The 23,528-nt window shown below is 38.5% G+C and carries 22 protein-coding genes; 5 read left to right on the top strand and 17 right to left on the bottom strand.

The genetic code is table 11. The annotated features are described in order from the left end of the window. Nucleotide 1: 1 nt before the first annotated feature. From AC0L6H_RS19545 to AC0L6H_RS19490, 12 genes are all read right to left on the bottom strand, one after another. Entirely contained in the window at nt 2-1,489 is a 1,488-nt protein-coding gene (locus AC0L6H_RS19545; RefSeq protein ID WP_473390981.1) for an oligosaccharide flippase family protein, read from the bottom strand. A 71-nt stretch (nt 1,490-1,560) separates the two neighbouring features. Next, entirely contained in the window at nt 1,561-2,667 is a 1,107-nt protein-coding gene (locus AC0L6H_RS19540; RefSeq protein ID WP_473390979.1) for a glycosyltransferase family 4 protein, read from the bottom strand. Continuing rightward, nucleotides 2,664-4,544, bottom strand: coding sequence for an asparagine synthase (glutamine-hydrolyzing) (asnB, locus tag AC0L6H_RS19535; protein WP_473390978.1), 1,881 nt, complete (start codon nt 4,542-4,544; stop codon nt 2,664-2,666). The genes AC0L6H_RS19540 and asnB overlap by 4 nt, the downstream gene beginning before the upstream one ends. 104 nt (nt 4,545-4,648) lie before the next feature. Beyond that, nucleotides 4,649-5,923, bottom strand: a complete 1,275-nt coding sequence (wecC, locus tag AC0L6H_RS19530) for a UDP-N-acetyl-D-mannosamine dehydrogenase (RefSeq protein ID WP_473390977.1) — start codon at nt 5,921-5,923, stop codon at nt 4,649-4,651. A 2-nt stretch (nt 5,924-5,925) separates the two neighbouring features. Next, the gene (gene wecB / locus AC0L6H_RS19525; protein ID WP_473390975.1) at nt 5,926-7,050 is read right to left on the bottom strand and encodes a non-hydrolyzing UDP-N-acetylglucosamine 2-epimerase; all 1,125 of its coding nucleotides are present in this window, start codon (nt 7,048-7,050) and stop codon (nt 5,926-5,928) included. A 101-nt stretch (nt 7,051-7,151) separates the two neighbouring features. Continuing rightward, on the bottom strand, nt 7,152-8,246 hold the full coding sequence (locus AC0L6H_RS19520) for a peptidoglycan bridge formation glycyltransferase FemA/FemB family protein (protein WP_473390974.1): 1,095 nt from the start codon (nt 8,244-8,246) through the stop codon (nt 7,152-7,154). Next, a complete protein-coding gene (locus tag AC0L6H_RS19515; RefSeq protein ID WP_473390972.1) occupies nt 8,243-8,809 on the bottom strand; it encodes a polysaccharide deacetylase family protein in 567 nt (188 codons plus the stop codon). Before AC0L6H_RS19515 ends, AC0L6H_RS19520 begins: the two co-directional genes overlap by 4 nt. Beyond that, entirely contained in the window at nt 8,775-9,245 is a 471-nt protein-coding gene (locus tag AC0L6H_RS19510) for a polysaccharide deacetylase family protein (RefSeq protein ID WP_473390971.1), read from the bottom strand. The genes AC0L6H_RS19515 and AC0L6H_RS19510 overlap by 35 nt, the downstream gene beginning before the upstream one ends. A 163-nt stretch (nt 9,246-9,408) precedes the next feature. Further along, nucleotides 9,409-10,389 carry a glycosyltransferase gene (locus AC0L6H_RS19505; RefSeq protein ID WP_473390969.1) on the bottom strand — a complete coding sequence of 327 codons (981 nt, stop codon included), beginning with the start codon at nt 10,387-10,389 and terminating at the stop codon, nt 9,409-9,411. Next, complete coding sequence (locus AC0L6H_RS19500; protein WP_473390968.1) at nt 10,382-11,347, bottom strand: glycosyltransferase family 2 protein; 966 nt, start codon at nt 11,345-11,347, stop codon at nt 10,382-10,384. Before AC0L6H_RS19500 ends, AC0L6H_RS19505 begins: the two co-directional genes overlap by 8 nt. Further along, a complete protein-coding gene (locus tag AC0L6H_RS19495; protein WP_473390967.1) occupies nt 11,344-13,944 on the bottom strand; it encodes a hypothetical protein in 2,601 nt (866 codons plus the stop codon). Before AC0L6H_RS19495 ends, AC0L6H_RS19500 begins: the two co-directional genes overlap by 4 nt. After that, nucleotides 13,941-15,032, bottom strand: a complete 1,092-nt coding sequence (locus AC0L6H_RS19490; RefSeq protein WP_473390965.1) for a GNAT family N-acetyltransferase — start codon at nt 15,030-15,032, stop codon at nt 13,941-13,943. Before AC0L6H_RS19490 ends, AC0L6H_RS19495 begins: the two co-directional genes overlap by 4 nt. A 1-nt stretch (nt 15,033) precedes the next feature. Here AC0L6H_RS19490 and AC0L6H_RS19485 point away from each other — a divergent pair, with 1 nt between their 5' ends. Together AC0L6H_RS19485 and AC0L6H_RS19480 are read left to right on the top strand one after the other, a co-directional pair. Continuing rightward, nucleotides 15,034-15,675, top strand: a complete 642-nt coding sequence (locus AC0L6H_RS19485; RefSeq protein WP_473390964.1) for a GDSL-type esterase/lipase family protein — start codon at nt 15,034-15,036, stop codon at nt 15,673-15,675. Then, a complete protein-coding gene (locus AC0L6H_RS19480) occupies nt 15,675-16,748 on the top strand; it encodes an acyltransferase family protein (protein WP_473390963.1) in 1,074 nt (357 codons plus the stop codon). Before AC0L6H_RS19485 ends, AC0L6H_RS19480 begins: the two co-directional genes overlap by 1 nt. 28 nt (nt 16,749-16,776) lie before the next feature. Here the strand turns inward: AC0L6H_RS19480 and AC0L6H_RS19475 are convergent, their stop codons facing one another. After that, nucleotides 16,777-17,562: a YdcF family protein gene (locus tag AC0L6H_RS19475; RefSeq protein WP_473390961.1), complete on the bottom strand. Its 786-nt coding sequence runs from the start codon at nt 17,560-17,562 to the stop codon at nt 16,777-16,779. Nucleotides 17,563-17,733: 171 nt separating this feature from the next. Here AC0L6H_RS19475 and AC0L6H_RS19470 point away from each other — a divergent pair, with 171 nt between their 5' ends. From AC0L6H_RS19470 to AC0L6H_RS19460, 3 genes are all read left to right on the top strand, one after another. Continuing rightward, nucleotides 17,734-18,918: a TIGR03087 family PEP-CTERM/XrtA system glycosyltransferase gene (locus AC0L6H_RS19470; protein WP_473390959.1), complete on the top strand. Its 1,185-nt coding sequence runs from the start codon at nt 17,734-17,736 to the stop codon at nt 18,916-18,918. Continuing rightward, on the top strand, nt 18,915-19,502 hold the full coding sequence (locus AC0L6H_RS19465; protein WP_473390957.1) for an acyltransferase: 588 nt from the start codon (nt 18,915-18,917) through the stop codon (nt 19,500-19,502). Before AC0L6H_RS19470 ends, AC0L6H_RS19465 begins: the two co-directional genes overlap by 4 nt. Before the next feature lie 65 nt (nt 19,503-19,567). Then, nucleotides 19,568-20,374 (top strand): S1 family peptidase, encoded by an 807-nt coding sequence (locus tag AC0L6H_RS19460; protein WP_473390956.1) that lies wholly within the window; start codon nt 19,568-19,570, stop codon nt 20,372-20,374. 29 nt (nt 20,375-20,403) lie between these two features. Here AC0L6H_RS19460 and AC0L6H_RS19455 read toward each other — a convergent pair whose 3' ends face one another. From AC0L6H_RS19455 to AC0L6H_RS19440, 4 genes are read right to left on the bottom strand one after another with little or no spacing between them, the layout of a single operon-like run. Then, nucleotides 20,404-21,507 carry a nucleotidyltransferase family protein gene (locus tag AC0L6H_RS19455; RefSeq protein ID WP_473390955.1) on the bottom strand — a complete coding sequence of 368 codons (1,104 nt, stop codon included), beginning with the start codon at nt 21,505-21,507 and terminating at the stop codon, nt 20,404-20,406. Next, nucleotides 21,500-22,360, bottom strand: coding sequence for an HprK-related kinase A (locus AC0L6H_RS19450; protein ID WP_473390954.1), 861 nt, complete (start codon nt 22,358-22,360; stop codon nt 21,500-21,502). The genes AC0L6H_RS19455 and AC0L6H_RS19450 overlap by 8 nt, the downstream gene beginning before the upstream one ends. Next, the gene (locus tag AC0L6H_RS19445; protein ID WP_473390953.1) at nt 22,361-22,579 is read right to left on the bottom strand and encodes a hypothetical protein; all 219 of its coding nucleotides are present in this window, start codon (nt 22,577-22,579) and stop codon (nt 22,361-22,363) included. Continuing rightward, nucleotides 22,579-23,256 (bottom strand): hypothetical protein, encoded by a 678-nt coding sequence (locus AC0L6H_RS19440; protein ID WP_473390952.1) that lies wholly within the window; start codon nt 23,254-23,256, stop codon nt 22,579-22,581. Before AC0L6H_RS19440 ends, AC0L6H_RS19445 begins: the two co-directional genes overlap by 1 nt. Nucleotides 23,257-23,528 lie beyond the last annotated feature (272 nt).

Raw genomic sequence — 23,528 nt, 5'->3', positions numbered from 1 at the left:
ATCATTTATTTTCCCGCTGTAGAAGTTTACTCATGGTCTGACTTAAATACTGCCCCTCTGATGTTGTTTTGTAATAGCAACGGTATGCAACGAGTATAGTGACCGAATATAAGCTTACAAACCCTATTGTGTTAAGGGTAAGCCGAAATAAATCATTGTTTAGACTTTCTCTAATAAAAGTATGTAATTCAACACTCAAAAATATTAGCAGCGGTGTTAAAACAATAATTGCGCTAAGTCGTTTTGCAAAATACACCGTCAATCCTCGAAGATAGTAAACCGTAGTTGTTATAAAAAAAATGGACGCTACAAAGACTTCCATCCACACTCTGTCTTTAACAAGTGTACTAACATCAGAATTAAGATTAGAACCCACTGCAATCAGTACAAGGGTTACTGCTACAAATTCGTAGGCAAATACGAAGTTCGTTTTACTTTTTACCATCAGCACACGTTTACAATGTGTAGCCATAAAGAATGAGGTTACCAATAGACCCATATATCCAAATATACTGTGATACTCAACCCAATTAGCACCTAAGAGTACAGCGACGATTTCCAGGCTATTTACATACATAAAAATAGAGATTGGAATTGCTATCATCGCCAAAGCGATAAACGTCACTGTGTATTTAAACCCTTGGGTTTCTTTGTCGTGTTGCTTTTTCGACATTTCTACTAGTAACGGCTCGGCTAAAGGAATCATTAGGTTTAATGAAGGAATTACTGCTATGTACTTCATGATGTGAAAGTGGCCAAATATGGTGTTACTGTAAAACTTGCTAATAAAAAAGGAGTCAATGTTAGCTTTGAAATAACCAAAAAACTCTTGACCAATCATAAAGCTACTAAATCGCAATTGAGTTGAGATAGTCTGTGTTGTGAGTTTAGGCCGATATGAACAGCTAAAATAGCTAATCAGACTTGCGCTAGCTGTAGTAAATATCTGCCCTATAACAAGCGCCCAATAACTTTTAGTTGTAATCGCCAATGAAATGGTAAGAATAACACCAAACACTTTACTTATGACCATTGCTATCACAAACGCTTTATACTTTTGTTGCCGTTTTAAGCGCCAAAGACCAGGATTCATGAGACCAGTTAATAAAGGCGTAACTCCCAGTACAAGTATAACAGCCACCAGTTCTGGTTTATCATAGAAAAGTGCGACAGGGTAAGCAAGGATACATATTAGGATTGTTGCCGCTGATTTTACCATTAAGTCTAGCGTCCATGCTGAGTTGACAAGACTTTTAGATGCCGTCCCACGAGACAATACAAATTGCTCGCTACCGGTATTGGTAAAAACTTCAGCGAGTAATATAACTAAATAAGCAATAGCAACTACTGCGAAATCTTCGGGTAATAATATCCTCGCCAACACGATCGTGCTAACTAAGCCGATTAATTTTTGTACAACACCATTTCCAACCAACATTATTGCACTGAGTAAAACTTTATTGGTTTTACTCATTTTTTTTATGTTCATGACTGTATGGACTTGTTTCTATCATGTCTTGTCCAACGACTTGTTATGACTGGCATTGTTTCTATCGGTGGTTAACTCTTGGTAAAGTGTTGTGTAATTTTGTGCCATAATCTCTTGGGAAAAAGCTCGTTGAACCGAACCCTTGACCTCGACGCCAGTTCATTTAGGTATTTATCATCCTCATATAAACGGGAAATTGCGTTCGCTAAATCGGCAGCATTATCATTGGGAATGACTAAACCATTCTCACCATGTTTAATAATTTCAGGATTGCCACCAACATCAGTTACTATGCAAGCCAATCCAATACTCATCGCCTCTAGTAGCGTCATTGATGTACCTTCACTGAAGGAAGTGAGTAAATATAAGTCAAAGCTGTTAAGGTATTCCGTCGGGTCTTTTAAGTAGCCAGTGATCGTCACATGATCTCGTAGACCTAGTTTATCTACTAATGATTCTATCTCTTCTCGCATCTCACCATCACCCACAATGATAAGGTGAACATTGAGTCCTTGATCAATGCAGGTTTTTATACCCTTTATCATCATCAAGTGGTTTTTTATTGGGTCTAATCTAGCTATAGTGCCTAAAATAAACGTTTCAGAACTTAAGCCAAGGGTGTCTCGAATGGTCGATTTGTTACTATCTATTATTTTCTTTGCGGCAATACCATTATAGATAACGTTTGAGTATTTGGTTGGGATAAACTCATAGTCTGCAAGTGCTTGCAGTGTAGCGCCAGATATTGCCGTCACGCTATCAGTGAATGTCAGCAGAAGAGGGTTGATAATCTTACGTTTCCAGCTACTTGTATCTGGGTAAAAACGACCATGTTCGGTAAAAATAACCTTGCATTTTAAACCAAAGGCGGCGAGCGCCCCGTAAACCCAAGGCGTATATTGGTGACAATGAACAATATCTATCTTATTGTTGGCGATAAAACCGCGGATAGACTTTATTATAGACAAATCAAAACCGTCTTTTCTTTGTTTAGATGCTACGGTCGTGCCAGCGCTTCTCAAGTCAACACCCCATGGCCCTAGGGGCTCTTCGATACAGAAAATTAGCATTTCGGTATCATTACTATCTTGGCCTTCGATAATATTTTTAATGACCATCTCCGTGCCGCCTATCCTCATATCATAGGTGATGTGGAGTATCTTAAGTTTTTGCTTCACAGCATATATCTCCGCCACCACATCTCAAACATGAGCATTGTCCATAGTAGGGTACTATGGTCGTGCGTTTCAGCTTGATGTTCATTCCACAATTTAACTATTTGGGTGTTTGAAAAAATAGTGCTTAGGCCCTGAGGATCATTTATCAAATACTTATGTGCAATTGACTTTATTTCGACTCGAAACCATTGTTCTAAAGGCACCGAAAAGCCCATTTTTTTACGATAAAGAATATCGTCGTTCAAGTAGCCTTTAAACGCCTCTTTAAGCGCATACTTCTTTTCTTTGCCTCGAAACTTTAAATCTGATTTTAAAGTAGCAGCATATTCGACTATTTCCTTGTCTAATATTGGTGCTCTTACTTCTAAAGAGTTGGCCATGCTCATACGATCTACCTTTACTAAAACGCCACCTGTTAGATAAGATTTAATGTCGGTATAAAGTATTTTGCTGAGATGATCTTCACCGTCAGCTTCATGGTAATGTTTGAGTGTAAACTCACTAGGATGATAGTCTCCAAGTGAATTCAAGGTTTCTTTCGACGCAAGGTTGCGCCACTGCTGGTCCGTAATAAATGTGTTAGTTATATAGAAACCCATATCAGCATCAACGCTTAAACTGTTTAATAAGCTTTTGGCTCGTTGAGTTGTACGTGTATTAATTTTCCCAAGTAACTTTGCTGCAACAGGAAACACAGACCTTCGTAAACTTGATGGAAACTTCCGCCGCAATTGGTTTTCTAGGTTGTCATTAGTATATTTTTCATAGCCAGCAAATAGTTCATCACCACCATCACCTGCTATAGCGACAGTGACTTTTTGTCTTGCCACTTGCGATACAAAAAAAGTAGGTACGAGTGAGGGGTCGGCGAATGGCTCGTCGAAATAGCTAACGATTTTTTCTAAGTTGTCTTCAACGTTGTCGTTTACAAGAAACTCATGATGCTCAGTATGATATTGCTGGGCTATTGATTTTGCGAACTCCGCTTCATTGAACTTTTCATTATCAAATGAGATAGTGCAGGTCTTTACTGGCTTGTCAGATAAGTTCGCCATCGTTGCAACAACACCGCTAGAATCAACACCACCACTTAAAAAAGCACCAAGAGGTACGTCACTTATCATCCGTCGCTTGGTAGCATCGCTAATTAAATTACGAAGTTTTTCGATGGCAGAGCTATCGTCTTGGCATGATTGTTTGGCAAAGCTCAGCTTCCAATATTCAGTCATATTAATGTCGCCGTCTTCAATTATCATATAATGGGCAGGCGGCAACTTATGAACATGCTTAAAGATACTCTTAGGGTCAGGAATATACTGATAAGCAAAGAAATCATGAACAGCATCTAAGCGTATTTCTTTTTTAATACCTGGCAACGTCAACAAGGCCTTAATTTCAGAGGCAAACGCAAATTTGTCACCATCTTTATAATAATATAAGGGTTTTTTGCCTAAGCGGTCTCTTGCTATAAAGAGTTTCTTTTGTTTTTTGTCCCACAATGCGAAGGCAAACATTCCATTGAGGTGGGACAAGCATTCAACACCGTAAAGCTCATAAAGTTTAATAATAACTTCGGTGTCGGTATTTGAGACGAATGATAGGCCTTTTTCTTCGAGCGTGTGGCGAATATTAAGGAAATTATAAATCTCCCCATTAAAGACAATAACAATATTTTCATCAGCCGAGTACATAGGTTGATTGCCTGCCGCGCTTAAGTCTAAAATACTCAAACGTCGATGACATAACCCTACACTCTCATCAAGATACTCGCCGCGGGCGTCGGGACCTCTATGTGCAATGCTATTGCCCATACTCACAAGGTGCTGTTCGTTTAATTCTTTGAATCCATCGGTAGTGAATCCGGCAATCCCACACATAAAACGGCCCCATATTGCTAAATGCTAGGCCAAAACGCGAATGAACGTTTTAGCAATAAAGTAGTGCACTAATAGTGTCTCATTCGACTTTGTTTAAACCTTAATTAGTTACTTGTCCATATTCCTCTGGTGTCTATAACGTTTCCACTAGGTTTTCCTAATTCTTTAAACTCTTTATGGTCGACGAGCAAAACGTGTATTTGTGCATCTGTATAGGCTTGGTTTAAATCAGACAGATTAATTCCATCTAATTCAGTTGTTTTAGCAATATTGGGTTCAATACTTATACAGGATTTACCAAAAATGTTTGTAAGTTGCTTAGCAATATTCAGAGCAGGGCTCTCACGTAGGTCGTCTATATCAGCTTTAAAGGCCAAGCCATAGCAAGCAATTTTTATATCGGATACAGATGTTGACTTATTCTCGCTTAAATAGTCAGCAACTGCCGTTTTGACTTTATCTATAACCCACTTTGGTTTGTTATCGTTTATGTGTCTTGCGTTCTTAATTAGAATTGCTGTTTCTGGTGAACTGCTGACAATAAACCAAGGATCGACAGCGATACAATGCCCTCCCACACCAGGCCCCGGCTGAAGAATATTTACTCGAGGGTGGCGATTTGCAAGTGAGATAAGCTCCCATACATTTATGTTTGTTTCATCGCATATAAGTGATAACTCATTAGCAAAAGCAATCCCAACATCACGAGATGCGTTTTCTGTGAGTTTAGCCATTTCGGCTGTTCTAGCAGTGGTAATAACACATTCACCTTTGACAAATGCTTTGTATAGATCAACAGCTTTTTGTGAACACGTTGGCGTTATACCACCGATGACTCTATCGTTTTGAATTAACTCACTTACGACTTTTCCTGGTAGGACACGCTCAGGACAATGAGCCACAAAAATATCACCTGCACCCGTATCTGGATTCGGCATTTCCAAATCTGGTCGCAACGCTAACAACCAAGAAACCATTTGCTCCGTCGTTCCTACAGGGCTAGTAGACTCTAAAATAATAAGGTCGCCTTTCTTAAGCACTGGAGCAATAGCCTCACATGCTGATTTTACATATGTTAAATTGGGCGTAGGGATAGCATCTTCACTTTCAAGAGGGAAGAATGGTGTTGGTACAGCGATTAAGAAAGCGTCAGCAGCTTCAGGGCTGGTTGTTGCTCTAAGAGCGCCTTTACTTACCCCTCTGGCAACTAAGGCGTCTAGTTCAGGTTCAACAATATGAATTTCACCACGATTAATAATTTCTACTGTTGTTTCATTAACATCAACACCTATGACATGTTTTCCATGAGCAGCAAACATAGCCGCGGTTGGTAAACCAATGTAACCTAGGCCAATAACCGATACTGTTTCAAATGCCATTCCTATAATTCCTTTAATAATTGTTCAATAATTCGTTCACAGGCTTTACCGTCGCCATAGGGGTTGTGTGCTCTACTCATATTTTTATAAACATCGTCATCGCTAAGTAGAGTCTTTAATGCATCAAATATAGTGTCTACATTTGTACCCACCAATTTAACAGTGCCCGCCGCTACCGCTTCAGGTCTTTCAGTTGTATCTCTCATTACTAAAACAGGCTTGCCTAAAGAAGGGGCCTCTTCTTGAATACCTCCAGAGTCAGTTAGGATAATGTGTGACCTATCCATTAAATACACAAACTCTAAATATTGTTGAGGTTCGATTAAGCGAATATTACTCACGTTTGACAAGAGCCTGTTAACAGGCTCTCTTACAGCAGGATTTAAATGAACGGGGTAGAGTATTTCAACATCTGGAAATTGCTGCGCAGTTTTTGATAGGGCTTTACATATATTTTCGAAACCATCGCCAAAGTTCTCTCTGCGGTGGCCTGTCACTAAGATTAGCTTTTTGCTTGAGTCTAAAAATGCAAACTGCTCATCTAAATGTTTTTTGTTTTCAATAGATAAGTGAAGTTTGTCTCTAACCATTAGTAAAGCGTCAATCACGGTGTTGCCGGTAATAACAATCATTTCTTTGCTAATGTTCTCTTTAAGCAAGTTGTCGGCTGACTCTTGTGTTGGAGCAAAATGGAAATCGGTTAGTACGCTGGTTAATTTTCGATTAGCTTCTTCCGGCCATGGGGAGTAGATGTTCCCAGTACGTAAGCCGGCTTCCACATGGCCTACTTTTATTTGTTCATAATATGCAGCTAAACTGCTAGCAAAAGTAGTAGCAGTGTCGCCATGCACGAGTACCACGTCAGGTTTGAAGTCGGCCAATACTGGTTTTAGTTGTACCAATATTTTTGCGCTTACGTCATTCAAAGTCTGACTTGCTTGCATAAGGTTTAAATCATAGTCAGGTGTTATTTCAAAAAGTGATAAAACTTGGTCTAGCATCTCACGGTGCTGGGCCGTTACGCACACTTTTGAATCGAATTTAATATTCGCTTCAAGTGCCTTGACTAAGGGCGCCATTTTGATTGCTTCAGGACGAGTCCCAAAAACACAAAGAACTTTTAACATATCTATTTCCATTTGATTGAGAAGCCGTCGTCAAACCACGAGAGTTTACCCAAATGTCTTAATTTTGTCACTTGCTTTGTAAGCGTAAAGCCACCGTTTACTTATAGGCTGATGAACTTGCGTATTTTTGAACCAAGAAAAATAGTCAGCCCTAAAGGAAGTTTTCTCCATATATTTTCGATTGTTTCTCGGGCTTTAGATTTCTTAGAGGTAACTTCTTTTTTCAATTGCTTTTGCTCAGTGGTTTCCCAGTTTAACAAAACAGGTTTCGCTCCCCATTGTTTTTTGAATCGGTAAGTACCTTCATCAAAACCTGAACGTCCAAAATCGAAATTTGTTATTCCTCTATTGATAACTTCGCTTAATACCTGCCAGTAAAGCAACATATTTGGTGCAAATTTATTATGGCTTCTGAGTGTGCTAGCCCAGGGAATAACAGCTTTGTCTTTTGAATGAATAACAATACCACCGCCAACACACAGTCCCTCAATATAAACCAATACCAAAAATGCATTGTTTTTATAGTGTGAAAAGATACTGGTAAACCATTCTATGCTGTGCACTGGTGAGCCGAGGTCTCTCATATTCTGCGCGATAACCGAGTAAAAACTCTCAATTTTTTCTCGGCTTGGAGTTGTCAAGATTTCTGATGTTACGCCGTTTTTAATGGATTTTTTTATTTGGCTTCGTAATTTAGGCTTAAAGCTGGCTAATTGTTCATCAGCGCTTTGTTCCAATTCAAACAACATTCGCACTTTTTCGCCTCGCTTTAGTTCACTTACTGTGTTTTCTTCATACACATCAGCGTCTTCAGTTTGGTTTAGATCGGCAATATTGCTCTGACAGTCGCGGTACTCGAAAATCATGCTTGACGTGTTCGCATGTTCTAGCACTTGCTGTTTTAGGCTTGCCAGTGCTTCAATAGAATAAGCTAATATTCCCCCTAGGTCGCAATAGGGTAGAGAACAAAGTTTAGTTTTACCTGTTAATGACTTAACTTCAACTGCCGGCATCACAGCAATTAACTCATTGCTATTATCACTGTCATATAAACCAAAAAATACTGGTGTAAAACCATATGCATCCAAGACAGCCTTACCCCATGCTACATTATGGTAAGGCGTAGCTTTAGGGTGTGAATCAACATACGACTGATAGCTAGCTAACTCGTTTTCCGTTAATCGGTTTAATATCATAAGGCTATTTGATCTGGATTGTTATTTAAGAAAACTCGATATTCACTTGGTGTCATGAAGTTAACATCATAATGTTTATGCAAATATTTGAGTACTTTTTCAATGCGTGTACATATTACTTTATTTGCATTTTTAGATTTTAAGAAACCTGTTCCATCATTGATTAGGTTAGAACTATGAAAATACATGTGCAAACATTGATGGCCATTTTCAATAGCAGCATCAGCAAGGGTTATCATATCGCTACTGGTCGACACTTCAGGGCTAAAATAAATTTTTCTCAGTAACTTGCTATGCCAGAGTAGCGCAGTTGTCTTTAGACTTTGAAAGGCTCTATTTTGTGTTACATCATGCACTTTTGCTGATTGTACAAAGGGCGTTCTATTAAATCCTACTGTGACAGGAAGTTCTAAAATATTTCTTTGTAATCCGCTTTTAAGTACATCTTCTACATCTGGCCAGTAAGCAGTTAAAGGTGAACCGTAGCAATTAAAGTATTCATTTTTATAAAATGGATAAACGCTTGAATCAATCGTAAAACCTCTTAAATAAAGGAGTTCCATGATGGGTTCTTGAAATACCCCACCTACCGGTTCTAAAAGCAGTGGGCACATAATTTAACTCTCGTTCAAAAAGTGCCATCAATTCATCAAGTTTTTGCTCTACTTGAGAAAGGGGTAAATTGACTACATGAGAGTTCTCTTCCGACGGCTTACCAAAATAAGGTGGATTGGCCCATGGATGAAGATGCGCGCCTAATTCACAATTTCCTTTTTCTACGTGCTGTAGAAATAAACTTTGTTTAGGTAACTCTGCAGCGGCAGGATAATCAACAAAGTAACATGGACGAATCTTATGTTTGACACAAAAATCTTGAAATGCGGGCAATGCATGCAAATTATCTACCGAAAAATTTGACTCTGGGAACGGGCCTTCCCAATCCCATTCTTCTTCAGTATCAACACTGAGTAAAAAAGTAATCTCTTGCTTCTTTTTCATTTGCTTTTTATCATCCTTTATTCTTCAACTAGTATATCGAATAATTCCATATATTCTTTAGCCATCCGCGACGCGGCATAATTATTATTGACGAAGTTTATAGCCTCTAATCCTAACTTTCTTGCTGTTTCTGGTTCGTCTATAATTTGTAAAAAGTGCCTCTCTAATTCGTCTTTGTCTTTGAGGGGGCTAACAAGCCAGTTTCCCGATGGGTAATAAGTTGGTCAACCCCATCAATATTATAGGCGACCACGGGTATGCCCATAGCACAGGCTTCCATTAAACATCTCGGGATGCCTTCTAGAGTAGATGTCATTGCAAATATATCGAAACTTTTCAAGTAATCCAAACGGTCATCTCTATATCCTAAAAAATGGATATCGTTAGCGCATACTAAGGATTTTGCGTATGCTTCGAGACTAGTTCGCTCTTCCCCGTCGCCCAATAATACAAGTTCGACATCTGAGCGTTTAACATGAATTTGAGCAAAAACATCCAACAAATCTTTAATATTTTTGCGACTTATCATCTGCCCAATAAAACCAACTCTAAATTTGTTTTTCTTAAGAGGCGCGGCATGTTCACGAACTTTTTCAACTTCACTCAAATCAACGCCATTTTGAATATATACCAATTTGTTTTCAGGTACATTAAATTTTCGAACGTCATTCATTAAGGCGGGCGACAAAGGAACCACTCTAGTCGCATACTTCAGGGCCTTGCAGCCTAGCCAAATAAACAACCGAAGCTTTATGTCATCAGCATTTTCAAAACCATGAGGTGTCACCACCACTGGGATTTTGGCTTTTTTTGCGGCTAAAATGCCAATAATGTCTGACTTGTAGCCATGTGTGTGGATTATATCTATATCATTCGCCGAAATTAATTCTGCTAATTTACTGACTGCAGAATAATCGAATTTGTTGGTCATAGGGATGTTGAAGGTTTCGCCGCAATCTCGTTTGAACTGTTTTACTAATTCCAACTCTTCATTTTCGGCTTCTTGTGTGACGGCCAGCGAATAGATACAGTCTTCTGCTTTTGTATTCTTACACAAAGCTAGAATCCATCTTTCAGCGCCATAAAAAGCTGTTGAGCATATAAACTGTAATACTTTCAAAGGTCTTTTTTTACGGCTAGTCATGTTTAGAATCCGAAGTTATAGAGTGAAAAATCCCCTTAAATGTACCAATAGTTCGCGCAGGGAAATACAGTATATAGAAAAATAAAACGTTAATACTACTAATTGTGTTAGGACAATTTGTTTGGAAGCGATAAGTGTATAATGCAAGTATAAATAAAGCGCCAAAACCAAATAGCGCAGCAAAGCCCCAGTAAGAAAACATACAAAACAAAATGCTAAATAACACACCAAAAGTAAAAGCTGGCGGTGCGACAAAGCTAGGTATCTCATGCATGGGAACTTTTCTACCTTTTAAAGAAACCAAGTTTGATTGTCCGCGCCACACTTCTTTTTTAGCCATTCCCCAATAGCTTTTGTCTTCACCAAGATGTATGTGAGTACTTTTACTAGAACGACAAAGTGTTCCAAACTCTAGTGCCCGTTGTGTAAAAATATGGTCCTCACAGGTCACTAGGTGAGCAGGAAAGCCGCCTGTTTTAGCAAAGGTTTCTCTACTTAAAAATAAATTGCTACCCGGTAATGACGGCATTTCAACATCTAAATCGATGTTACTTAATGCCGTTCTTAGTTGCTCAAGCACTGGTGGGTTATTAGAATTCACTTGTTTCGCACTTGCTATCGCCATATTGGGATCTGACACTAATAATTTGTACATTTGTTGTAACCAATCAGCGGCAAGTGCTATGTCGGCATCAATAAACCCGATATATTGTGAGTTTGTTGTTTTAGCTCCAAGATTTCTTTGTTCAGAAATCGTTGTACTAGCTTCTACAGAAAGAAAATTCACTTTTAAGTGGTTGTTAAATGCTTTTAGCTCTTCACTGAAATCAATATTCTTACTGACAACAACGATATCAAGCTCGAAACCTCTGGTATCTAGGGCTTTAATAGAATGCAGTGTTTCAATCAATAAATTTTCTCTTCCCATGTGGGGAATTACAATAGTAACTGATGTCATTTTTTGTTTGCCTTATTGAGGAAAGGTAGTCTTATTTTCAATAAGGTAATTTCTTTGCTAAGCGAATAATTCTTTATAAACCTCATTGCGCGCAAAGTAATATTGTCCTTTAGTTTGCTTTTAGATTTTTCGTTATGGTCTAATTTAAAACTTTTGATATCAACAATATTTGAGATGCTTTCTATGTCTGAATAATTTTGCATAATTAGTGCTTGAATTCGGGTGAGTGTTGATTCCTCACTTGATATCAGTTTTTTATATACAAACCCTTCAAGCTCTTTAGCCTTATTTATAAATCGTTCATCTTCAGTTAGACAGTATGCAAAATGTAACAATTGAATTTTACGAAGATCTTGGCCTGTCCAAGTGTCATTAGGAAATTCAAGTACTTCTTTTCGCGCTAAGTAGTAAGTTTCATTCTCAACAATCCAGTATAAATAATGCAAAAAACTTTTTACGATTCGATTCAAATACGGACTTGAGTGCTTGTAAATTAGAGAGGCAACTAAAAAGCGTGCCACTGATTGTAGGAATACCGCATAAAACCATGTTTCTTCTATATCCTCGAAATTGCGTTTTGCAATATTGTCGGTGTAATCGATAGTGTTCAAAATGACGTATTCAGCTAGATTTATATAATCTTGCTTTCTGCTTATCTCATACGCATCAAGTAGCGTATTTACATAGTTTCCAGTGCCTCTATCTAAGGGGTAGGAATTAGTAAATACGTTCCGAACGCCACCATTCCCAAAGCCGAGAAGAAGCTTGTTGGTAAAAGGTATTTTCAAGTAATTCGCATTCTTTATTCTAATAATCAGGCCCAGCAAAGTACCATCGCCCTCAAAAAGATTTTGCATCCATTCTGCCATGCCAATTACAGCATCGTGAGCGCTAGACTTACCTGTTAACAAATAATAATAACAAAGCCCTGTACTGTAGCAATGATGTGTGCCTGGTCCGCCGCCTCCCGCATGATCTATATAAACATCAGATGGTTGACGCTTGGAATAGGTGCGATGAGTAGCCGTCTCTGCTGCGACATAGTGGTCGGTATGCCAAAACAAGCCTTTGTTATACTCAGGCTTATCTTTTTGGCAATGGTAAATGTCGATGTTTACTATATGATCAAATAGGTCGTCTGCTAACTTTTTGTATTCTGGGTTTGCAGTTAAAAGCCATTGTTTAATAAATCCCATAAGGGGATCGTATTGATTATTATAATGGGAAACAAATATATTGCTTCCCTTGTGGCCAATCGCTTCATGGTCGGCGTATAAATCACCAAAGTTTCGCCAACCATATTCGTCTAGTTTTTCCCGCTTATCAATCCATTTTGCAGCACCATTTTCGGCCTCAGAAAGCAAAAACTGCAATGGGTGCTTGAGTAAACTGCTTGAAAATAAGTAAATATTTTTGCTTGCCTCTAGCGCTTCCATATCTATTGCAATTTCTGCAGGCTCCAAACAGGTATTTGTTCGTTGACTCTTTGATAAAATGAAAGACAAATTACTTGATTTCTTCTCTCCAGGTTGCAGCTCAACGTCAACTTTTGATTCACTGCCCACAAAGTCGATCTTCGTTTTGTTTTTAGCCACGACCAAAGAACTAGGGAATTTTTGCCAAAAGTGATGAGTTCTAATCTGTAATTGTTGGTGGCCTAAATCGCAGGTTATTTGTGGAGAGGGTCTTTCAATTTCAGCCTCGTTGAGCTCTTCTTTTCTGGTATAGGTATAGCTCGCCCCTTTTCGCGTCAGAGGAACTATGTTTTCGCTGTTTTTATGATTATCTGAAAACCAGTTTTCTCCCCCAGAACTATGTTGCACAACCTGTAAGTGGTCTATCTTATTCAAGTTGTTTTGTTCATCTAACGAAACATCCAGTGAATTTCCAATGTAATCAAACTCAATAAGACATTTTCTTATAAATACACTATTGGGATTGCCAAGGTCCCATTGACCATCTTTGTGTACCAAAGGGTTAGGGTTAAGGATACTAAATTCAAAATTTACATGGCCGTCAATGTAAAATACTTCGATAACGGCATGCAAACTCAGAGGTAAGTTCTTATTTAAATCGCGCGCTGAAGCCGTTTGAGTAATGACACATGAGAAGGGTTTGAGGTTTGCGTCGTAGTTAACCATGTATGATGTTTTTACGTCATCTACTGTACTTTCAGACTTATCTATTGTTAATGAAAATTTTGAAGAAACCTCATCGTTTATACTTAAACCTAAAAAAGTATGCTTGGGCACGCAAATCTTATTTACGTGCGTTATCACTTCGATAGTTTTGGCTACACCATCTTCTACTACCCATGAGGAAATTTTCTCAAAAGACACTTTCTTGACTTTTGAGAGGAAAAATCGTTCATTCCTTTCAACTTTTCGATTAAAAACACCGTTGAGGTGAAACCATTTGATTGATTGGTTTGGCCAAAGATGCTTAGCTTTAATTACACAGGAAATAGGTTTGTTTTCATCATCAACAAGCTGCACCGCTTGATTGGTAAAGAATAAGTCTTCGGGCACTGGAACGCTAATGCAAAACTTTTGATTTGCGCTAATAGAGTCGGGAGCAAAAAATACTGGATAGTTCACTTTGACAACAATTTCTTATTAATTAGTCTTTTACACTTCGCGAGCAAATTTAACGCACTGTAAAGTAGAGTGTTTCGATACAGGTGCACATCGTAAAGTGAATAAGCTGTGTTGCTAAGTGATGATTTGTAGCGAGCTTCGCCAGCTAGAAAGTCGTACTGTTGCACACCTTGTTGCGCTAAATATTCCATTGCCATTTTATGCATTACCATTCCAGGTTTAAACTTATTGTTGTCGTCAGCATAATGTATTGCTGATAAATAGAAGTATGCGATAGTAAAGTTCTCGCGTTTTTCTATAAAGTAGTACAAGTAACCGAGTAGTTGTTCACCGGCTATAAATTTAAGTATTCGGGTTTTTGTCCCAATGTTTTCGCTGTTGATATTACGGTGAAACTGATAGAACAGCGTATTGGAAAAACCACTACCGTATTCATGATCATCCCATTGCTTGATGTGTAACTGAGCCATTTCATGCAAAGAGTCGCTCAAACTATCATGCATAACTTCATCTATGTAAATTTCGCCATATTGTTTAATAATGTAATTTCGTGCTCGGTTTATTTGGCTTTTTGTATTTTTTGAAAGACTAAAGTAGGGTGGTTCGTCAGTGAATAAGGTTTTATAACTCTTGTTCTTTTGTTGAGACCACATAGACCAGCGCTTTTGCTCCCAGTCTAGTGAGCTTAAGTTAGTGCCTTTAAATCGATAAGAGCCTGCGATATTACCTAAGGCATCGAGCAAAGCCAAACGGCATTCTTGATGAAAACGGTCACAGATTACATCATTGTACTCAATCCAAATTTGGTCTTCGTCTTTAACGCCTGATTGGTTAAGGAAAAAGGTTTTACCTAAAATTGTAGAAGTTTGCCCAATGAATGCAAATCCTACAGGTTTATTGTCAAAAGAAAATATCCACAAAAGAGGCTTGTTCTGAAGTTCGGATAACCAAGGTAACATCCATTCTCGCGACAAGAAAAAGTTAATACTAAGGCGTTTAGCAAACACCTCGTCATATAGGTTATCAACCTCTTTTAGTGTATATTCCGACAGAACTTTGATTGTTATAATATTGGATTGGTGAACCATTTTGCTCAACATAAAAAAACTAGGTGTAGCGATACTAGTGCTTGCTTTTGCTACGCTATTGGTAATTAGCGTTTTATCTTATCACAAGGCCAATAAAACCGTATGGTTTTATTGGCTACAAGATTTGATTCGAGAGGGGCAAGATTTTACTTTAGTGTTGGGCAGTTCATCTATAGACAGGCTACCATCACATAAACTAAAGAAATGCCAAAATATCGTGTTGTACGGATTTGACAACGGTATTGTTGAAGACATTAGTCGATATGTTAAATTTGCTGATCTGAGCAATATCAGCCAGCTTATTATTTACATTGGAGAGAATGATATTGCGCGTAACGAAGATCCGAAGGTGACGTTTGCTCAATATAATCAACTAATTAACGATATAAGAGCTATAAGTTCTGCTCCAATTGGATTGATTAAACTAAAGTATAGCCCAGCGCGAGCGAGGTTCCATAATCAGATGGCGGATTTCAATTCTTTATTAGAAAAAAAGTACCAAACGCAGCGAGGGCTAAAATTGATACCTTTTGATGAGATTCGTCAACCTTATTACTTCATCTCCGACGGAATTCATTTAAATAAAGACGGTAATACGGCCTTTCTTAAAATGCTAGATAAGTTTTGTGAGTCCGCAAAATAATGCGTTTTTATTATCTAGATAATTTACGCGGCTTACTTATGATTCTCGGTGTTGTATTGCATACTTGTGCTGCGTTTTCACCAAATAGTTATTGGCTTGTGCATTCTCAATACTCACTAGGGTGGGTTGATTCACTCAATGGGTTTATACATATTTTTAGAATGCCATTATTCTTTATGATTTCAGGATTCTTTGCCGTACTCGTATTACAAAAGCGGAGTCGACGAAAATTTTGTACTGATAAGCTAATGCGAATCGCTATACCCTTTTTAGTAGTCATCGTGATTGTAAATATTCCGCAGTATTTGTTATTAAGCTCCTTAGAGGAAGGACCTAATGTCAAAGCAACGAGCTCCATTACTGGCCATCTATGGTTTTTAATCAATCTATTATTCTATTTTTTTATTTTCGTGCTTTTGCATGATGTCATTAAAGCGCTACTTAGGCTAATACGACTTAAATCATCCGTTTTGAGCTTCAGTTTGTTGCTCATCATTAGCCCATTTTTTTACGTGTTTATTTTAGCGCTAAATAAAATAGGTGTGCCAATTTATGTTGAAATCCCATTGCTTGGTAGCTTATATCAGTTGTTCGCTTATATAGACTATTTTTTTATTGGCGTTTTGTTTTTCTATCTTTCCCATGACACCTTAATCAGCATACTGCGATCTTTAAAAGGTCTGTTATTAACCGCGGCTCTTTTATTGTTTTCAATGTTTCACTGGTGGGAAAATACTGTATATGAAGTAGTCATGAGACCATACTCAGAACACCTTTTGGCCTTAATCTTGTCCTGTTGGTTATGGCTTGCGGGATCAATTATATTGAAGTCCAAAGCTCGGTTACTTAATTTAATTGTAGATGCATCATATACAATTTACCTTTTTCATCATGTGTTGGTTGTGTTATTCGTTTTGGGGCTTAACCGCCTATATAACTACATCGACCTAAGCCCTGTAGTTGCTTTTGTTTCCATTATTATTATGACTATACTACTAACGGTTGCGTTGCATACATTCGTTGTAGCGAAGTCACGTATATTAAGATTTTTATTTAATGGTAAGACAAAATAGCTAATCTATCGTCTATTTAAAAAGATTGTCATTCGGTTACCCAATTATTGAGAAGAGCAAGATACTCATAGATTGCTCGTTCACTCAATTTAATAGCATCAATCGAAGGGAGATTAATTGTCGGCGTTGCTTTAGTTTTACCACCATAATGCACTGGAACGAATATAAAGTTAGTCGCGTTTGCTGTTAGAATTTTCGTGACTCTAAGGCCATGTGTTGCGGATGATACAACGGCGAAGCTTTTAAACTCTGATTGTGATAACAACGCTTGGGATTCTTCAAGGGTGTTCGTACCCTCTGGTATGATGTGTATATGAGATTTTGCTACCCCATAGGAAGCCAAAAGCTCACTTGCTTTGGCTGCATGAGATAAAGATGAGTTTTCGACAAACTTACCGCCCGTTAGCACAATAGGCAGCGGCTTTACTTTATACATATTGACTGCATGTAAAAGTCTTTCGATGGAGCATTGTGAAAATTGACTTATCAGGGGTAATTCTTGTGCGTCAAAATGGTAACAAGCCAAAACCCAAATGGCGTCTTGCTTCTGCCAAGTTTCGCTTTCGGCTTTTACTGGGGGAAAGCGATTTTCTAGAGAGTTAATTAACCAGTAACTAAAACTATACTGGGAACATAGCAAAAACCATAGTACGCCGACAAAGATGACTGATTTACCGCTTTTAGCAATAATACCCTTAAACTTCAGTGCATAAAAACCGATACACAAACATAGAATAGTGAAGTTTATGGGTGAAATTAATATTAAAGCTAATGATTTCATTAAATAATAAACAAATTGTTTTGGTGCATGCACTATACTTCACTTTCTACTGGCTGGAAACAGGGGAAATCCTGAGCTAAGAATATGAAGCAAACCAGTTCACCTGTTTTCAAAGAGCTAAGTTGTATATTCGCAAAAGATATTTACTAATATTCCGTCGCCACATACACTTGCAATCAAGCAATAATTTAAGGATATGAATTTATGGCGAAAGTAGTCGTATTAGCGCATAGAATACCGTTTCCGCCAAATAAAGGTGAAAAACTAAGAACCTTTCATCAGATCGAAGAGTTGGTGCGAAAAGGCCATGAACTTAAGGTGCTCGCGCCTGTTTCGCAACAAAGTGATTTTGACAATGCAAAAGCGCTTGCGGATTTGTTTAATATTGAAGTTATTTGTAAACCTCTACCAAACAAGTTTTTGCGCTTGGCTAATGCGGTATTAAAGGGAATATCATTCAGCGAGGCTAATTTTTTCTCTAACGCACTGGCACATGAACTAATTAAAATAACTAAGTCGGCTGATGCAGTCCTTTTTACAGCCTCATCACTAGCAAACTATGCACGAGTACTTCCTCCAGAGTCAGGTAATTTGCTCCTAATGGATTTTATGGATGTAGATTCAGATAAATGGCAACAGTATGTTTCGCAAAGCAATATTGTGAAACGTTGGGTTTATCAACGAGAGTCAGATCAAATTCGCAAGCTTGAAATAGAAGTCGCTAACACATTCGACGTGTGTTTTTTAATTGCAGAAACGGAACGAAAGCTGTTTAAGAATTGTGTGACATCAGCGGGTCGTATAGAAGTATTGGGCAATGGAATTGATACTAAATTATTTAGCCCAAGTGATCATAAACCTGAAAATGAAGTGAATTTCTTATTTAGTGGCGTGATGGATTATAAACCTAACATTGATGCTATATTGTGGTTTATTGATAATTGCTGGCAAGATATTTTAGAAAAAATACCCAATGCTAAGCTGATTATTGCTGGCATGAACCCATCTACCAAAATAATGAAACTCGCGTCTACAAGCATCGAAGTTACCGGTTTCGTCGATGACATTAAACCATACTTCGATAAAGCGCATATCTTTATTGCGCCATTTCAAATTGCGAGGGGCGTGCAAAATAAAGTACTCCAAGCCATGGCCTGTGCCTTGCCGGTGGTATCAACGCCACTTGGCGCCGAAGGCATTATTTGTGAAGATAAGTTTGATATATTACTGGCTGATTCAGCCTTGGCTTTTACTGAGAAAGTCATAGCGCTATCACAAGATAATGAACTGCGCGCACGCTTTGGAAATAACGCACTGGCGACAATAAACGCAAACTATGCGTGGGAGTCAGTTTTAAAGCCATTGACCGAGGTGATTGAGCCATCATGAAAAACTTATTGAAAGGCTTAGTACGTGCCATTGCGATAATAATTATGTTGCCATTTACGGTGGCTTTTTATGTGCTTTCTATGCTGTTAGGTAAGAGTAACCGAGACAGTGTCTTCGCTAGCTTCAGTCAATTATTAAGCTTACTACCGGGCAAAACAGGGGCCTTTCTACGCTCTGGTTTCTATACCTTTGCCATGCAAGATTATGACGCAAGTGTACATACCTCATTTGCTGCACTTTTTTCGCAAAGAGATACCGAGCTAGCTTCGGGTGTTTATATTGGCCCACAGTGCAATATAGGTAAATGTAAAATTGGCCAAGACACACTAATTGGAAGCGGTGTGCATATCATGAGTGGCAAACAACAACATAATTTTGAAGATCCCAATAAGCCGATTAGAGAGCAGGGCGGGGTATTTACTAAGGTCAATATTGGCAAAAACTGTTGGCTTGGCAACGGTGCTTTGATAATGGCGAATATTGGTGATAATTGTATTATTGCTGCTGGTTCAGTAGTGATCAATGATGTGCCTGAAATGTCGATAGTCGCGGGGAATCCTGCAAAAGTGATCAAAACGCGGTAGCCCTTTGGTGTTCTCTTAATAAAAACGAAATAGCAAACTAAGTACTACAAGCAAACAGGAAATATATGCCTTATTTATTACTAGCAAAAAAGACGACTCGCTTGTTAACAAAAATACAGCTCTTGTTATTGTTCAGTTTTTTATGCTCGTTTGCTTGGGCTCATGACAAGGTCGATTTAGTCGAACTAGTAAAGCGTTCTAAACCGTCTATCGTCAGTATCGCGATGCTCACACCACTTAAGTCCAATGCGCCAGATATATTAGGCACCGGCTTTGTTGTTGGAAACGGTCAATACATAGTGACCAATTACCATGTGGTTGCTAAAGAGCTCGATACAAATATAGTCCAATTTTACGTAGCTATGTCAGGAGAAGGTAAAAAACCCAACATCCATCGCATCGAAATTATTGACTCAGATCCTGTCCACGATTTGGCTATTTTAAAAATGAAAGAGAGCCTACCAGCGATGACTCTTGGCCAAAACCAACTCGTTGATGCTGGTACGAGTATTGTAATGACAGGTTACCCAATAGGCGCTGTTTTGGGTCTTTATCCAGCTACTCACACCGGTATTGTTGCGGCAATTGCGCCAGACGCCAATCCAGCTCGCAATGCTGACGATTTAACTCGAGAAATGATGAGTCGATTAAAAGAACCCTTTTTGATATATCAATTAGATATAACGGCCTTTCCGGGCAACAGCGGCAGTCCCATTTACCACCGAGAAACTGGCGAAGTATTGGGTGTATTAAATAAGGTGTTTGTATCAGCAGGAAAAGAAACTGCGCTATCGAGTCCCAGCGGCATTAGCTATGCTATCCCTGTAAAGCAAATAAGGGCACTTGCGAAGAAGAACGATATCGAATTTTAGCGTAGATTACCTATAGGATTGCGTAGGTTTTATTGATGACCTTCTTCTTTTTTAAACACATACTCACCAAAGAGTTTTTTGATGATGGTTCTATACGATTTGAAGCTCAAGTGCTTGATTAAAAGGTGTAGTGGCATTTTGCTTAGGTGGCCCCGTAAATAAACTTTAAATCTAGCCATGGTATTTTTCGAGTCGACTAAATACTCAGAGGCGGGAAATACCGCTTTTTCTAAGTCATCTACTATGCCGGCGTACTGGCTTTCATTAAATGCGGGCGTAGATTTTTGAGTATAGTTGATAGCACCTTGGCCAAACAAACGATTTAATAGCAATAACAATATATAGTATTCATCTTCACATCCAGATTGCGCGAATACGTCGTGCAAAAATGCTAAGTCTCGCTCAGATGCGTACTGTTTTATTAAAAGATGAAGGTCCAAACAGTCACGTAAACCCTTTTCAATATCATCGTTTAAGAGCAGATGGATGGCACTGTGCAAGATCAAGTACTCGTCTGAGGGTACATGTAAACCAAAAGGCGTGACTTGACTGCTGTCGATAATGTTTTGAACATCTATGGATTTACCTGCACTACCAGGCAATAAGTTGTGATGGATATCGAGCGTAAGGCCTGTTTCTAGGTGCGTATAAGGAGGTAATTCATGTGACCACTGCCGATAATATTTCTCGTCAAAGTCGTCTAATTCTTTTACGATCCAGCCGCTGCTTAGAAGTAAATCTTCTACTTTGTCCAATTTTTCTTTTGCCACCAAAATGTCGATGTCAGATATTAGCCTACCTTTAGCATTGTTTTTTTTAGCTGCAATATATGCCGCACCCTTCAACAGGAGCACAGGGGCATTTAAGGGCGCTAAATCTTTGGCAATTATATTGCAAGCACGAACAACTTGAACGTTTTGCGCTTGTGAAAAAGTCAATATGGATGTTAAGTGGCGCTGAAAAGGCAGGGGGTAGGATTCAAAACTATTTAGGTGAGATGCAACACTTCCATGCAATTGACTATGGATCAGCACGCGCATCAAAGCATGATATTGCTTATCACTAAAATCAGCAGGTAAACTATAGTCTGTTAGGTATTGGCATAAGAAAGCCCTTGAAATACGCTCACTCATCAACAAGCTCCTCTAAAAACTCAGTTAAGGTTTTTAAACTAGAGTAACTGACTTCAAATATTTTCGCATTGCTAACCACACTATGCAGAGTATCGAAAGCCGGTTCGCCTATTACACTGTAATTAAACGCATTTAGCACCATTTGTGAAAACCCCACACCTTGATCTATTTCATAAATGTCGAGGTCAGCCCTTGGTTTATAATCGAGAAAGACAATTGCACTGGCACAGGTAGGTACAAAAGTATCAAACAACGCCCTGTCATGAGCCCTAAGATGTCCAATGCTTCCTTTATGTGTGTTATGTACCACCTCACTTAAATGCGCTTGTGGATTATTTTCAAGATAAGGGGAAATAATGTCTACAGAATTATTTTTCAAAGAAGTCGGTCTAAATACGGGTTGTACTTTCCCTGTTTTTAGCTCAATTACTGCCATTTCGTCATAATACAAATGCCAACCGTTTAATGCTAAATAACTTGATGTGGTCGACTTTCCTGAACCGGACTTAGCTGGAAATAAAATCACTTTGCCATTCTTTTCTACGGCTGAACAGTGAATCAATAAATGAGTATGATCATAAGCGGCAACGCACCAATTCATGGCCCACTCCATAGAAGGAAGTAACTTTTTGGGTGAAATTGGATTAAAGGGTTGATGCCCATCAATTTTAATCGCGACTTGAGGACGAAACAAGGTGCGTAAAAAACTAGTACTGGCAATGTCAATTTGGTAATCAACAATCGCTTCTGCAGTCGTAATGGAGTTTGGATAGAGTTGTCTTACAGCATCATGTAAGACATTTGGCACACCTGTAAACTGAAAAGTATACAGGCCAGTATCGATAATTAGCATTTAATGTAGTTCTTTTTCAATGCCTAAGCTTATCAGTACTTTAATTTGCTCAGCTTCATTTAGCAACTCAAACTCGTCTTTTGAATATTTACTTTCTTGGCGAGTAAACAAATCAAAAATGAATTGTGTCTGAACAACATAGGTTTTATAGCTAAGGGTATCAAAAACAACAAAGGCCGACTTATCAGCCAGCCTTTTTATACGAGCGTGATCCCACACTAGTAAATACTATGGGTGCGCAATAGATCCATTAGCTTGTTCTCATCAAAGGTGCCGGTGTGATCAAAGCTTGCATCTACAACTGACGAAGTGTGAGTAGCAGAACCTTCATGATATGAGCCCCAAATATGTTCTAGGAACAAATCTATACCGCCGTTGGTGCCGAGAGTAGGTTCGCCGCGTACAAAACCAAAAATAATATTTGCATATACTGAAGCCAGTTGCTTTTGTTTGGTCGTTCCGCTTTGAAGAGCATCATACACATTCATATGGAAGCTAGGGATATTACCTGCACCTGTAATACTGAAATCATATTTGCTTAATAGTATGCTCATTCTTGGGTAGTAGAACTCGGCTTTACTCGCGCCGGTTATGGGAAATACTGAGCTTGAATCAAGGTCACTTACTAAGGCTAAAAATGCGTCATATTGCGCTTGTTGAGGCATAGTGCTTATGATGTCTGACCAATATAATGGAGAGTAACCACCAAAAAACGGAGAAACAACGCAAGTACTATTACTTTGCTGTGAGCCGCCAGATACGCCTGAAACGTTACATGTTCCCCACACGTTCGATGCTGGCAATACAGCTATGCCTGCGACTACCGATGACTTTTTGATAAACCCTCTGCGTGATTTTCCCTTTTCATCAATACTTTTTATATTTTTATTTTCCATTTGCGAAACCCTAAATACTACTAAATCTGAGTCATGGTGATGCAATAAGCATACCCTTTTGTAAGTATATGATAACACTGTGATATATTTAGCTTAAAATTGGAAGTGTAAAAAATAATGACACTTCTATACGTGTTATTTCACATACTTATCTAGCTATGCATTATACAAACACCAGCTAAAAAATCAAAAGTCAAACGATCCTTTTATTCAGCATCAAGCGCTTAAACTACTATTAAATTCATGCCTCCTGATTTATCATTCACTTATCT

This window comes from Glaciecola sp. G7-5, from assembly GCF_055808975.1.
This window is presented reverse-complemented; position numbering and strand designations above follow the sequence as displayed.

Bases quoted from the DNA above. Each gene is read 5' to 3' on its own strand.
- AC0L6H_RS19480 (WP_473390963.1), top strand. From the start codon at position 15,675: ATGCGTTTTTATTATCTAGATAATTTACGCGGCTTACTTATGATTCTC.
- AC0L6H_RS19460 (WP_473390956.1), top strand. From the start codon at position 19,568: ATGCCTTATTTATTACTAGCAAAAAAGACGACTCGCTTGTTAACAAAA.
- AC0L6H_RS19470 (WP_473390959.1), top strand. From the start codon at position 17,734: ATGGCGAAAGTAGTCGTATTAGCGCATAGAATACCGTTTCCGCCAAAT.
- wecC (WP_473390977.1), bottom strand. From the start codon at position 5,923: ATGGCATTTGAAACAGTATCGGTTATTGGCCTAGGTTACATTGGTTTA.
- AC0L6H_RS19490 (WP_473390965.1), bottom strand. From the start codon at position 15,032: ATGGTTCACCAATCCAATATTATAACAATCAAAGTTCTGTCGGAATAT.
- AC0L6H_RS19515 (WP_473390972.1), bottom strand. From the start codon at position 8,809: ATGGAACTCCTTTATTTAAGAGGTTTTACGATTGATTCAAGCGTTTAT.
- AC0L6H_RS19520 (WP_473390974.1), bottom strand. From the start codon at position 8,246: ATGATATTAAACCGATTAACGGAAAACGAGTTAGCTAGCTATCAGTCG.
- AC0L6H_RS19455 (WP_473390955.1), bottom strand. From the start codon at position 21,507: ATGAGTGAGCGTATTTCAAGGGCTTTCTTATGCCAATACCTAACAGAC.
- AC0L6H_RS19465 (WP_473390957.1), top strand. From the start codon at position 18,915: ATGAAAAACTTATTGAAAGGCTTAGTACGTGCCATTGCGATAATAATT.
- AC0L6H_RS19545 (WP_473390981.1), bottom strand. From the start codon at position 1,489: ATGAACATAAAAAAAATGAGTAAAACCAATAAAGTTTTACTCAGTGCA.
- AC0L6H_RS19510 (WP_473390971.1), bottom strand. From the start codon at position 9,245: ATGAAAAAGAAGCAAGAGATTACTTTTTTACTCAGTGTTGATACTGAA.
- asnB (WP_473390978.1), bottom strand. From the start codon at position 4,544: ATGTGTGGGATTGCCGGATTCACTACCGATGGATTCAAAGAATTAAAC.
- AC0L6H_RS19500 (WP_473390968.1), bottom strand. From the start codon at position 11,347: ATGACATCAGTTACTATTGTAATTCCCCACATGGGAAGAGAAAATTTA.
- wecB (WP_473390975.1), bottom strand. From the start codon at position 7,050: ATGTTAAAAGTTCTTTGTGTTTTTGGGACTCGTCCTGAAGCAATCAAA.
- AC0L6H_RS19450 (WP_473390954.1), bottom strand. From the start codon at position 22,360: ATGCTAATTATCGATACTGGCCTGTATACTTTTCAGTTTACAGGTGTG.
- AC0L6H_RS19505 (WP_473390969.1), bottom strand. From the start codon at position 10,389: ATGACTAGCCGTAAAAAAAGACCTTTGAAAGTATTACAGTTTATATGC.
- AC0L6H_RS19440 (WP_473390952.1), bottom strand. From the start codon at position 23,256: ATGGAAAATAAAAATATAAAAAGTATTGATGAAAAGGGAAAATCACGC.